Raw genomic sequence first — 11,951 nt, forward strand, 5'->3', positions numbered from 1 at the left:
GTGGTTAGCAGGTTGTTTTTCCCTGTGCATTCATATAAACCTCAGGTCATCCATATCTCCCGGTTTTATCCTTCTCATTAAAAAATGTTGCTGCAATTATCAGGAACCTTTAATTGCATGATTATTGGTAATAACTATTTATGAATATATTCATTATAATAGCCAAGCATTAATATATAGATGAATTACAATTATATGTGTAGTGCAAAGCTTTTCAGTTACAGTGATTTTATTGAAAGTTTCGATATGGGACTCCTCGATGGCATCTATCTTGTAAATGCGGGAACTATGTCCTATAGCGGATTAATAAGGTCTGTGAATGATGATTCCATAATAATGGACCTTCCATTAAAATTTTATGCCGGTGAAAATGTTATGTACACACCGGTCATAATAGGCAGGGAGGAGGTTATCGAAATTAAGGAAATTCCTGTGGATGGGCATATAAAAATAATGACAAAGAAAGATGGGGAATTCACCGGTGACATCGAAAGTGCCTATTCCAACAGGATAGTAATAAATTCGGATGGGGAAAGGAAAATTATATATTATCAGGACTTTGTTAATATTGAATGACTTTATTTTGCAGTCCTTTTTGCCCCATATTTTCTACTTTTAGTGGCAGTCCATGATTTTGCCAGTTTAAGGCTTCTTCTTGCCCTGCGCCAGTCAGATGAAAAGGTATTCTTCAGTTTTGAGACTACGAAAAAACCGGATAATATTATTCCGGTTTCTCTGTTCCTGTTGAGGCTAGTTCTGGTGAAATTTTCTGACCCTATGAATGCTTTCCTGCCAGCAATCATCTTGGCATGCATATACAACTTTTCTGCTGGCATATATTTTACCTTTACACCGTGCTTTTTAAGCTGTTTGATGTCGGCAATATCGGTAGAGGATATGGTACTGGGCACTATTAGCCTTACATTCTTGCCTTTGTCCATGAGAGCCTTGAGTATCTCCCTATCATCACCCATCTCCTCTGTTTCAATCAGCAGTTTCTTTTCCTGGAAAATAAAATCACTCAATAATTTTTCTGAACCGGGAGAAACTATAAGATGTTTCCTGGGCATTTCACCTGCAGGTTTGTTTTCAAAGTCAGATAGAAATATTTTCTTCAGTGATTCTATAATATTTTTATTTGTGGTGATTGTAAAATATTCCCTGTTTTTAGAAAATGCAGCTTCTGTGAAATTTGGAGTGCCAACCTCAGCCTGTTTATCTGAAACCATATATTTGGCATGGTCAAATACATTGGGTTTTTCGAATCGATCTGGGGCTATCTTTACTCTTGCACCGGTCTTTTTTAAATTATTTATTTCTGCATGGGTTCCATCATCCCCATTAATTCCATATGGCCGGCCGTCTACCATCAAACGGACATCGACCTTTCTCTTAACTGCTTCCTCTACGGCTTTAAGTATCCTTGGGTCATCAAGAAGGTATGAATTTATATAAAGAAAGTGACTTGCTTTTCTTATCAAAGAAGTTAATGGTTTCACTCCATCCTCAGGTTCCGTATAAATTCTGTATGACATGGTCTGTTATGGAAAAACGATTTAATTAATCTTTGCCTTTGAAAATGGTGGATATAATATTTAAATGCATAAATGGAAATCATTTTCATGTGTTTCCCATCTTACTGGTAAACCAGATTATAAAATGGAGAATTAGGCATAAACACTATATATTAATGAATGATTAAACAATATTATGGACACTTCAAAAATCATTGATGAATATGACAGATATAGAAACAGTACCCTTAATATGCAGGCATCAGAAAATGTCTTGAGTCCAAATGCAAGGAAGGCCCTATCCTCTGATATGGCATCCAGGTATTCACTTAACATGGGAAAATACAATGCATACGGTGGAACCCGGTATTTTGACCAGATCCTAGACATTCTTAAAAATAATACAAACAAGCTTTTCGACTGCCGTTATTCTGACCCAAGGCCACTGAGTGGACATGTTGCTGCCGAAATTTCACTGCTGGCAATACTTGGTGATAACAGAAATGTTATGGCTGTTTCTGAAGAGGATGGTGGATATCCAGGATATTCTGAAAATCATCTTGGCCGTGTTCTGGGCTATAAATTCCATAAAGCCCCTTACAGTAATTTCGATTTAGACTATGAAGAACTGGAAGGAAGTATAGAAAAGAATAACATAGGTACACTCATACTGGGGCAGTCCATGTTTATAAAACCATACGACATGAAAAGAGTAAATGAAATATGCAAAAAATACGGTACCAGAATTCTTTATGATGCGTCACATGTAATGGGTTTGCTAGCCGGCGGGGTTTTTCAACCTGATGCCCTCAGGTATTCTGATCTAGTTTATGGGTCTACACACAAAACATTCTTTGGTCCTCAGGGAGGGATTATAATTACAGACAACGAGGGAATTTATAATACAATTGAGGATAATACAATATTCAATACTATGGACAATATCAATCTATCCAGAATAGCATCATTGTCAGTAGCAGTAGAGGAGATGCTGAAATTTGGGAAGGATTATGCAGGGAAAGTGGTTAGGAATACGGAGAAATTAGGAGGAAATTTACTAGAAAAAGGGTTCGGGCTTGTACATGGATCAGAGCACAGCAAAACACATCAGATACTCATAGATGAGGAATATTTGAAGGATAAAGGTTTTGATTACCTTTCATTTTCAGAAGAACTTGAAAAGAACCGCATCATAATTGACAGGTTTGGCAGAATAGGTACACAGGAAATCACCAGATGGGGGATATCTGACATGGAATCTATTTCGGATGCAATTTCAGGTATATGCAATAGATTAAATAAGATCGAAGAAATTAACAATTTGATAAGTGAAAAAATGCTTAAATTTTGGTGATACAATGAATGTTGGAGAAATCATGAAACGGGATCTTATTACAATAGACAGCAATGCAAAAATATCTGAGGCAATTTCAAAAATGAGGGATAATGATATCCAGCAGCTGCCTGTAATGTCAGAAGGGAAATATGTGGGCATGCTAACTTATAAAAATATACTGAGAAGAGGTAGCGTAAGGACAAATTCGAGAGTGTACAATTTTTCCATAATTGCCCCAAAAATCACAGAGAATGCCGATGTTATGGATGCAGTAAAACTGCTAATGGAAAGTGGTTTAAACTCAATACCTGTCTTCCAGAAAGACAAGCTTGTTGGCATAGTCACAAGAATGGATGTAATCAGGAACATTTCTGAAATAGATAAAAATGCCGAAAGGACGAAAAACTATGAGATTATGACTGCAGATGTCATTACAGTAGATGTGAATGATGAAATAGAGGATTCCTCACAGAAAATCAGGACCCTTGATGAATACGAGATTCCAGTAACAAATAAGGGAAAACTGGTGGGCATCTTAAGGCTAAAAGAGATAATAAACAATATAGTTATGGATAAACATAAGATCAGCTACGGTGAGTTTACATCAGGTAAATCCAAAATTGAGATAGTTGCTTCCTCACTCATGGATAACCCTGTGAGCAGTACGGAGGATACCACTATTGCACAGACTGCCTCACTTATGGTAAAAAATCACCTGCATATAATTCCAGTAACTGGAGATGATTCAAAGCTCACTGGAATTGTTGGTATCACCGATATCCTGAATTCCATAGAAACTGGAACTGAGGAAGGATTCTATATTGAAATATCTGGACTGGATGAGCAGGACAGGGACCTTTACGACATTACATATTTCATGGCTGACAAGTTCATAACCAATATATCAAGGATTATAGGAAACAACGGAAAGCTTCTCTTTAATATAAGGAAATACAAAACCGAAGGAAAAGGGAAATATTCCATCAGGACAAAACTTGTCACACCCAAAATGCACATGGAAGATGATGGTTCCGGATATAATTATGGAAAATGTTTAAGTCAGGTTTTAAACAATTACGAAAGCCGGATAAAAGACAAATAAATTTGGGTTGTATGAAGGATTCGTGAAATATACCTCCAAAACAAATTCCTTGAAAACTTATTTTCAGAAAGAGTATTTACCATTTTACTGGAGAAATTTGTATAGTATCATTGGTCTGTTGACTTTACATCGGGAAATAGAGATGTTAAAGTTGATAAATTAATTTTTCAGTCTTTTGACGAGATCGCTGTATATATTGAGGTATTCCATTCCCTTCTTTACGCCCCTGCTTATTTCCCTTATATTTATTTTTTCAAGTTTTTCTCCTATTTCGTCCATATGGTTAAGGCCTATAAATGGAACTACCGTTTCTATTACCTTGGAGGAGTATCCAGATCCGGCTAATACTGCCTGTATTTTTTCTATTATGTTCTCCAGGTTGGCATATATGTATTCCCTGGCACCAGGATTTGATGCGGCAAGCATATAGTATATTAAAGAATCCTGTGCCTTTATTTCCCTGTCTGATATTGCCTTTTCTATGATGGCGAAATTATCATCACCAGTAAGCATTGTCATTGCCTGAATGACCTTTACCCTGTCCTCATCCTGGGAAAAGCCTGAGAGAATATTAATCATTTTATTCGCATCGTTGTGCACTATGGCATATGAGGTGAGGACAGCCAGACGCATATCTGGATCAACATCACTCACAGAATCACCAAATTTGGCAAGTTCTTCTGCGTAGCCCCTGTTTAATATTGCATATCTGTTTGCCAGTATACCCCGGGTAAGTGAAATGTTTATGTTTTCTTTTTTCTGTTTCTCGCCCAGGATTTTAAGCTTGTCAGCAAGATACTCCATATTTGTTCCAAGAACCAGTGAATTTTTAGGATCAATCAGATAAAGCGAGAATAGTTCATTGGATATCTCCCTAATTATGAAAGGGTCGTTCAACTCCATGAATTTTTCTATCATGGTTAGATATTCTACAAAAGTTATCTTTCCTGAAACAAGGAAAGCGTGCATGTCGTTCAGCAACCCAAATATATCCTTATTGTCCAGTATCGATATATTTTTTATTATATTCTCATAGAGAGGAGAGGAATAAAGCACACGGTAGAATCCTGTTTCGCTGTCATTGAGCTTAATAAATCCTGAGGAGTCCATTTCCATTGATTCTGAATCAAACAATACACTTCTTGTGCCACCGGTATACCTGGCTGTTAGGGGAATCTTCCACTGGACATTCTGTTTTTTGCCGTTGAGCAGGAATCTGTATTGGTTCAGTTTCAGCGTTCCATTTTCTTCCATTATCTCAACTATTGGATAACCTATATTCTGTATGAATGATTCCATGACCTTTCTTACGGGGCGATCTGAAACCTTAGCTATAAATTCCCAGAGATCAGAACCCCCTGCATTTTTGTATTTGAAATTCTCCAAGTAAAGGTGAAGACCTTTACTGAATACCTCGTCGGTGACGAAGGCGTTGATCATCCTGAGTATGCTTCCGCCCTTGCCATAACTTATTTCATCGAATATCTGGGATATGTCATCAGGATGTTTCACTTCAACCTCTATTGGATGCGAATTAACCAGAGAATCACCTTCCAGGGCTCCTGCTGTTTCACTTACAAGAAAATCAGCAAACATATCATAATCAGGTTCCAGTTTATTCATTGCCTTGTAGGACATAAATGTGGCAAAGCTTTCGTTAAGCCAGAGATCATCCCACCAGTTCATTGTCACAAGATCGCCGAACCACTGATGTGCCAGTTCATGCGCTATTACCTCACCCACAGCCTTTTTTACTGATGCTCCTGTTGATGGAGAAATGTTCAGGAATATTTCCCTGAAGGTAAGTGGCACCCCAGTTTTCCATTGCACCTGCTGCAAACTCAGGAACAGCTATGAGATGTTCCTTTGGCAGTGGGTAGTCTATTCCGAAATAGTTCCGATAGAATTCTATGGCTTTTTTCCCTATCTCCAGGGGGTAATCCGATTCTGTCAAATGGCCTTTTTGGGCAGCAAGGATCAGTTTTTTATTCCCGTCAAAGTTTATGGATTTCTCATCGAATTTTCCTATGCCCAGGTAAAGCAGGTATGTTGACATTACTGGTGTCTGCATGAATTTAACAACCTTTTTACCACTGATGTTTTCCTGGCTTTCTACAGGCATGTTGGAAATTGCATCCAGGTCGCTGTCTATTCTTACAGTTATGTCAAATGTTGCCTTATATGATGGATTGTCTATACATGGAAAAAACCTCCTTGCCCCTGTGGCTTCAAACTGTGTGGTAAACATATTTCCGTCCTTGGTCTTTGCAAGGTAGAATCCCTGCAGCTCTTCCGGAATTTTGCCGGAGAAATCAATTTCAGCAACAGAATCCTTTGTTATTATTCCATCGACTATAATTTCCTGATTCTGCGCGAATTCCTTATAATTTTTTATGCTGTTGTTAAGCCTGATCTTTTTTATTTTCAGATTTACCGAGTTGAGTATTAGCTTTTCCTCATCTCCATTAAATTTTATGACCTCATGGCATGTATATGTATAATTTTCACTATTTATATCAAGATCTAAACTATAATTATAAATCTGCATATGTCCATATCATATGGTTACATATAATTTTTGCCAATGTATGAAATTATTGAAGCAGCCGTAATAAGTGCTTGCAGAACAGGTTTTCACATTTTTAAACAGTTATATAATAATTTGGCATTAAGATATGGATGACTGAAATAATACATATCACCAGGAATAATGAAAAAGATTCCATAGATAAATGTGGAGAGATTATAAAACGTGGGGGCACAGTTGTATTTCCCACAGAAACTGTTTACGGCCTTGGGGCTGATGCATTCAACCCTGAGGCCTGCGCAAAGATATTCAGGGCAAAGAACAGGCCTGCTGACAACCCCCTCATAGTACACATCTCCAGCATGGAAATGCTGGATAAGGTTGCATATATTGATAATGACCTGCGGGAGAAAATGAAAAACATATGGCCCTCACCACTTACACTGCTCCTGAAAAAGAAGAATACTGTTCCAGATATAGTAAGTGCAGGCCTTGACACAATATGTATACGTTTCCCTGATGACAGGATAGCCCTCAGACTTATAGAATGTGCCGGACCTGTAGCTGCGCCCAGCGCCAATATTTCAACCAGGCCCAGTATAGTTGATTCCGAAACAGCTATCAGTGAACTGGATGGAAAAGTGGATGCCATAATAGATGCTGGGAGAGTAAAATACGGTGTAGAATCTACCATACTGGACTGCACTGCAAAGCCCTACAGGCTTTTGAGGGCTGGTGCATTCACTGTGGAAGATATAGAATCAATGATAGGTCCGGTGTATGTGGATCCACTGGCCAAAGGATACAGCCAGTCCAGCGTGGCACTGACACCAGGATTGAAATACAGGCATTATGCACCATCAAAGAAATTATTTCTGATTGAGAATGAAGATCAATTCAGAAATTTTATCTCTTCGAAGGATTCAAATGATTTTCTTGTCCTCTGTTCCAGTGAAAATGCAAAGTATGCGTATGGGGAATCATTGGTGCTAGGCAGGGATATATATGATGTGGCACACAATTTATTCTATGATTTCAGGATTCTTGATAATTCGTCCCAAAAGTATGGCGTCATTCAGGGATTCCCTGAGAACGGCATAGGGCTAGCTGTAATGAACAGGATAAGAAAGGCAAGCTTTATGATCGTGAAGGAAAAAGAAAATATAGATAAGATTAATAAGGCTATTAATGAAACTTGATAATTACAGGCTTAACTGGGATGTAATACTCAAAAAGGAAATAGATTTCCTCTCAAAAAAATATCCTGACATAGATATAAAAGGAAGTTATGCCAGCGTTATCAAGCTTTTAAATGAAAACAAAATTATGTCAAGGATAATCTTAAGAAAAATGAATTCATAGGATATGCCTACATTATGGATTCAACTGACAAATCAGACAGGCTCTATGCAGACATAGGATTTATATCCCAAAAGAAAATTAATGAGGAACGACTCAGAGAACTTTTTGACTGGCTGATTGGAATAGCAAGAGAAGAAAAGAAAAAATTGATGCTGAACCCCATATTCAATGGAAATGAAACAAGCGAAAAATACCTGTTGAAATCAGGTTTTAAAACCATTGTCAGAAAGAGGATGGTATTGGATTTGAACGAATATCAGTACAAAAAGATAGATGAACAGTACAATATATCGGGCATAGGAGACCTGAACATGGACCTTTATTCCGATGCCGAATATGAGGCATTCAAATATACTTCTGACAAATTCCTGTTCAGCGACAGGAGGGAGGACAGAATTAAGACGGTAAAAAATTTATTTAATGGAGAATACGGGGAGATAATCAGAGAGATTTCCTTTATTCTAAAAAGTAAGGGCAGGATAAGCGGGGGCGTGGTAACGTCAAGGCTTGGCTTTGACAGGGCTTTTATAGTATCTATTTTCGTAAAGCGGGCATACCGGAAAATGGGGATAGGCAAGTATTTGCTTCTTACAGCACTAAACAGGCTCAAGGCACTTTCATACCATTATGTTTTTCTATGGGTAAATGCAGAAAACTTCGCACGGGATTTTTACTCTCATTATGGTTTTAAATATGACAATTATCCTGACGAAGTTATTTATTATCTACCCTATAGCAAATAATTTTAATAACCTAATAGAAGGTGTCTGACAAAAATTTAAGTCTAAGGGATAAATCATACCCTATGGATTTGTTTAATTTTGCTTATTTAGTCATATTTATAGTTGCTATTATATATATTCTCATAAAAAACAGGGAGTCTTTTTTAATCAAAATACTTGTTTCCATACCCATAATGGCGGGGCTTGTATACTTCTCAGGCTCATTTTTTGTGCTTCCTGTATATCTCTTTTCACTGGTTGTCAGTACCTATCTTTACACAGTATTTTTCTATTTTCCATTTGCTGTTGACATGGTTTTAATTATTCTTTCCATCTTCGGAAAGTTCGTGCCGGTAAGATTTATTTTTGCAGCCATATCAATATCTATACTCCTTTCAATGTTCCTTGACAAAAATATGAGAAAGTATGACATAACCAACAATGAAAAAAAGGGCAAGGACATAAAAAGGGAAACTTACAGAGATTATTTCCAGATTTCTACTGGAGTTATAACAATTGCAATATTTGCCTTTGAGGGAATTAAAGGTAGGATTCTTATCCTTCTGGCTGTCCTCATAATATATCTTGCCGGGAATATACTTTACCTCAATAATAAGAACAGAATTGCCGATATTGTTTATATGATGGAAAGGGAGGACACAAAACTGGGACTTGGTTCTATGTACCTCGCTGCAGGCTTTCTACTGGTGCTGTCATTTACCAGGTCGCTTCCCGTCATATATATTTCAGCATTTATGATAATGATAGGGGATTCACTGGCAACCATAATAGGGATGAAAATAAGGAGCAGAAAACTCATATACAATAAAAGAAAGTCCATAGCAGGGTTTATGGCAATGCTTTTGCCGTCTTTTTTATTTGGATTATTTTTCTTTGTTTATTTCTATTCGGCAATTTATGCACTTGGAGGGACATTTGCCGAGTCCATATCCAATAAAATTGCAGATGACAATATCACTATACCAATTTCTATAGTCGTACTCCATCTAATAATCGCAATGGCATAGAAATAAAGGATTAATGTGCCATGTCAAAATATATATACCCTGTTGTATTTGTGAGTTTAAGCGAGTGTGGTGTAGCCTGGCAACACGCGAGCTTGCCAAGCTCGTGCCCCGGGTCCAAATCCCGGCACTCGCATTGTGATATTGGTTTAATGTGAATAATGATAAATCGCAGTGAAATTATTTTCATTTATATACTGTCGATCCAGTTTTTGTAATATAAAAATAACATTATATAATGAAATGATTACAATTTATTAAGAATATTATTAACGATTTTCCATTCTTTTAGCCAGGCTAACCTCTCTTATACGAATGCCAGTTTAAGTCCAATACTTTCTTTGATTACAATGGATAAAATTTAATAATTGACATTTTTTTTGACCTTATAACTTACTCATCCCATAATTTATACCGGTTACATCTTTTAATGACATTTTCACCCTCTTTTGCTTAACTTTTAAACCGTGTTTGAAGTATGATTTCTCTCTTGCTATGGCTACGTTATCATCTATAGTTTTGTTCCCTCTTAATCGCGGTAATACCACACCCTATAATATTATGAATTTGGAATAATTACGTTTCAGAAACGTAAGTTGTTAAAAGGCTGAATTTTAAAAGGAGAAAATTAGAAATGTTACGTTAAACCTTTTCGTAATATTTCTTACGTTTTATGCTATCTCATTGAAAATTTTCATCACTTCCTCGTCGGTGAAGAAATCAACATTCAACACTTGAACTGCAGATTGGATCCACGTATTCCTTGGCAAAGGCATGGAAGTCATAACATGACAATATTCAGTCATTTAAATAGTTACGGTACCACCAGTGAAAGAGGTCTGTCCCAATTTCATTGTTTGGTATATAAGCAGCTGGTTCATACCATGACAAAATCTCTATTTTGTCATGCTGAGGGCTCACTTCAGTGGTGGATAGTAGAGACCTATTATAAGCCACGTGTTGAATCTTGAATGCGTTCCAACGAAAAAATAAAGATCTCTTTTCAGCATATCATTGAGATATTTGTTCTTGAATTTCTCAATAAGGGTATCCCTGTCCCGGTATGTACGTTTCCAGCGTCTCCATGATTCAAGCATTTCCCAATCCTCACACATGATGTCGTGTCCCTTACAATCCGCCCCCTGACAAAGGAAATGGTACCTGAAATTATAGTTTATATTCTCCAAGTCAGTCCTGATTTCACCATCCAGAGTCATTTGAACTTCCTTGAGGATCTTGTTTTCCTCCTTGTTCACTCCCGGTTTTGAATCTATAGTAAAGTCTGTTATTGTTCTGGGTTTGATTATGCCTAGGGAAGTATTATCCATTTTCGATCTTTGTTCAAGCTCTTCCATAGATCCAGCCAAGAGAGGTAGAATTATCTGATTCCTTTCATTCCATGATTTATCCTGACCCGTCGGGACACTCCCCGCAATTTTCAGGGTTTCATATCTCACTCTATAGCTCTCTTTCCTACTAAGATATTCTGAGGCCTTTTCACATTCAACGGTGATCCACGAGTACTTGGGTACGTTCTTATCTCCTCGAAAAGTTTCAAAAGGTATCGGATACAATCTTATGAAATCGCCATTATCAGTGATTCCAGCAGTGCAGACACATGCACCATATTTCTTGCTTTTCTCTGGGTAAGCTTTGACAGTGAGCAATACCCTCTTTTTTTTGTAGGTCATAACTGAATGACCTCATAACCCCTTTCTTGCAGGCGTTCTCCAAGAATTTTCCGGTGGCAGTTTCTGTAATCTTCTTCCAGGCACATCATCGCAGTTACTTTTTGTCTGCCAAGAACGTCAAGTATGTCTAGGTATGATGAGTTGGAGTTCAACCATGCTGAATACTCCCTAAAGAACTTATCCGGATCATGATTTTCTTTAATCTCTATCCTTATATCCTTTGGAGCTCCAAGCTTCGGGAGATTGATATATTGTATTCCGGCATCTGCTAGATTTTCACTCAAATTTTTCATTGAAAAGTCCTTATTCCAGCTGAATGCATGGTTCCTTACGTCCACCAGCTCACTTATCTTGTTACCTTTCAGTAGTTCAATAAAATCGTCCTTCTTCTTCCCTGAATAACCTACAGAGAATATCTGAGGCTCCTCTGCCTTACTTAGGAAGACCGACTTATCCCTTCTTTCTACCGATATCCTATCTCCAGACTTCCATCCCAAATCTATGAGATAATTCTTTGGAATAGAGACCATATAGGTTCCTCCCTGTCTTATTAAAGTTCTATGATTCTCGTTAACTTTGTGTGTCATCATCACCATTATAATCTGGCATTATAAGAATGTTTATATATGGACAGATATGAGCTGATGGAAAGTGTAATCAAGGGGATCCTCA

At 37.4% G+C, this 11,951-nt stretch carries 12 protein-coding genes and 1 tRNA gene; 8 read left to right on the top strand and 5 right to left on the bottom strand.

Annotated features, from left to right (window positions below):
- Nucleotides 1-195 precede the first annotated feature (195 nt).
- Nucleotides 196-576, top strand: coding sequence for a hypothetical protein (locus AMDU4_RS01240; protein WP_290703850.1), 381 nt, complete (start codon nt 196-198; stop codon nt 574-576).
- 2 nt (nt 577-578) lie between these two features.
- On the opposite strand, the gene AMDU4_RS01245 is transcribed toward AMDU4_RS01240, so the two are convergent.
- The gene (locus AMDU4_RS01245) at nt 579-1,535 is read right to left on the bottom strand and encodes a phospholipase D-like domain-containing protein (protein ID WP_021786181.1); all 957 of its coding nucleotides are present in this window, start codon (nt 1,533-1,535) and stop codon (nt 579-581) included.
- A gap of 175 nt (nt 1,536-1,710) precedes the next feature.
- On the opposite strand from AMDU4_RS01245, the gene AMDU4_RS01250 reads away from it, so the two are divergent.
- Nucleotides 1,711-2,868 carry a beta-eliminating lyase-related protein gene (locus AMDU4_RS01250; protein WP_021786182.1) on the top strand — a complete coding sequence of 386 codons (1,158 nt, stop codon included), beginning with the start codon at nt 1,711-1,713 and terminating at the stop codon, nt 2,866-2,868.
- Nucleotides 2,869-2,872: 4 nt separating this feature from the next.
- Complete coding sequence (locus AMDU4_RS01255) at nt 2,873-3,952, top strand: CBS domain-containing protein (protein WP_021786183.1); 1,080 nt, start codon at nt 2,873-2,875, stop codon at nt 3,950-3,952.
- Nucleotides 3,953-4,111: 159 nt separating this feature from the next.
- On the opposite strand, the gene AMDU4_RS01260 is transcribed toward AMDU4_RS01255, so the two are convergent.
- Nucleotides 4,112-5,764: a M1 family aminopeptidase gene (locus tag AMDU4_RS01260; protein ID WP_290703852.1), complete on the bottom strand. Its 1,653-nt coding sequence runs from the start codon at nt 5,762-5,764 to the stop codon at nt 4,112-4,114.
- Nucleotides 5,688-6,500 carry a M1 family aminopeptidase gene (locus AMDU4_RS01265; protein WP_021786185.1) on the bottom strand — a complete coding sequence of 271 codons (813 nt, stop codon included), beginning with the start codon at nt 6,498-6,500 and terminating at the stop codon, nt 5,688-5,690. Before AMDU4_RS01265 ends, AMDU4_RS01260 begins: the two co-directional genes overlap by 77 nt.
- A gap of 131 nt (nt 6,501-6,631) precedes the next feature.
- On the opposite strand from AMDU4_RS01265, the gene AMDU4_RS01270 reads away from it, so the two are divergent.
- From AMDU4_RS01270 to AMDU4_RS01290, 5 genes are all read left to right on the top strand, one after another.
- Complete coding sequence (locus AMDU4_RS01270) at nt 6,632-7,678, top strand: L-threonylcarbamoyladenylate synthase (protein ID WP_021786186.1); 1,047 nt, start codon at nt 6,632-6,634, stop codon at nt 7,676-7,678.
- The gene (locus tag AMDU4_RS01275; RefSeq protein WP_021786187.1) at nt 7,668-7,841 is read left to right on the top strand and encodes a hypothetical protein; all 174 of its coding nucleotides are present in this window, start codon (nt 7,668-7,670) and stop codon (nt 7,839-7,841) included. The genes AMDU4_RS01270 and AMDU4_RS01275 overlap by 11 nt, the downstream gene beginning before the upstream one ends.
- A 14-nt stretch (nt 7,842-7,855) precedes the next feature.
- The gene (locus AMDU4_RS01280) at nt 7,856-8,584 is read left to right on the top strand and encodes a GNAT family N-acetyltransferase (RefSeq protein WP_021786188.1); all 729 of its coding nucleotides are present in this window, start codon (nt 7,856-7,858) and stop codon (nt 8,582-8,584) included.
- A gap of 62 nt (nt 8,585-8,646) precedes the next feature.
- Nucleotides 8,647-9,591, top strand: coding sequence for a hypothetical protein (locus AMDU4_RS01285; protein ID WP_290703855.1), 945 nt, complete (start codon nt 8,647-8,649; stop codon nt 9,589-9,591).
- Between the two features lie 60 nt (nt 9,592-9,651).
- A tRNA-Gly gene (locus AMDU4_RS01290) sits at nt 9,652-9,724 on the top strand.
- Nucleotides 9,725-10,505: 781 nt separating this feature from the next.
- Here the strand turns inward: AMDU4_RS01290 and AMDU4_RS01295 are convergent.
- Both AMDU4_RS01295 and AMDU4_RS01300 read right to left on the bottom strand, forming a co-directional pair.
- Nucleotides 10,506-11,279 carry a hypothetical protein gene (locus AMDU4_RS01295; RefSeq protein WP_021786192.1) on the bottom strand — a complete coding sequence of 258 codons (774 nt, stop codon included), beginning with the start codon at nt 11,277-11,279 and terminating at the stop codon, nt 10,506-10,508.
- Nucleotides 11,276-11,866 (bottom strand): DUF488 family protein, encoded by a 591-nt coding sequence (locus AMDU4_RS01300; protein WP_290703857.1) that lies wholly within the window; start codon nt 11,864-11,866, stop codon nt 11,276-11,278. Before AMDU4_RS01300 ends, AMDU4_RS01295 begins: the two co-directional genes overlap by 4 nt.
- Nucleotides 11,867-11,951: the final 85 nt, after the last annotated feature.

It is taken from the genome of Ferroplasma sp. Type II, assembly GCF_000496155.1.

Coding starts and splice junctions, on each gene's coding strand:
- AMDU4_RS01240 (WP_290703850.1), top strand. CDS start 196: ATGTGTAGTGCAAAGCTTTTCAGTTACAGTGATTTTATTGAAAGTTTC.
- AMDU4_RS01245 (WP_021786181.1), bottom strand. CDS start 1,535: ATGTCATACAGAATTTATACGGAACCTGAGGATGGAGTGAAACCATTA.
- AMDU4_RS01250 (WP_021786182.1), top strand. CDS start 1,711: ATGGACACTTCAAAAATCATTGATGAATATGACAGATATAGAAACAGT.
- AMDU4_RS01255 (WP_021786183.1), top strand. CDS start 2,873: ATGAATGTTGGAGAAATCATGAAACGGGATCTTATTACAATAGACAGC.
- AMDU4_RS01265 (WP_021786185.1), bottom strand. CDS start 6,500: ATGCAGATTTATAATTATAGTTTAGATCTTGATATAAATAGTGAAAAT.
- AMDU4_RS01270 (WP_021786186.1), top strand. CDS start 6,632: ATGACTGAAATAATACATATCACCAGGAATAATGAAAAAGATTCCATA.
- AMDU4_RS01275 (WP_021786187.1), top strand. CDS start 7,668: ATGAAACTTGATAATTACAGGCTTAACTGGGATGTAATACTCAAAAAG.
- AMDU4_RS01280 (WP_021786188.1), top strand. CDS start 7,856: ATGGATTCAACTGACAAATCAGACAGGCTCTATGCAGACATAGGATTT.
- AMDU4_RS01285 (WP_290703855.1), top strand. CDS start 8,647: ATGGATTTGTTTAATTTTGCTTATTTAGTCATATTTATAGTTGCTATT.
- AMDU4_RS01295 (WP_021786192.1), bottom strand. CDS start 11,279: ATGACCTACAAAAAAAAGAGGGTATTGCTCACTGTCAAAGCTTACCCA.
- AMDU4_RS01300 (WP_290703857.1), bottom strand. CDS start 11,866: ATGACACACAAAGTTAACGAGAATCATAGAACTTTAATAAGACAGGGA.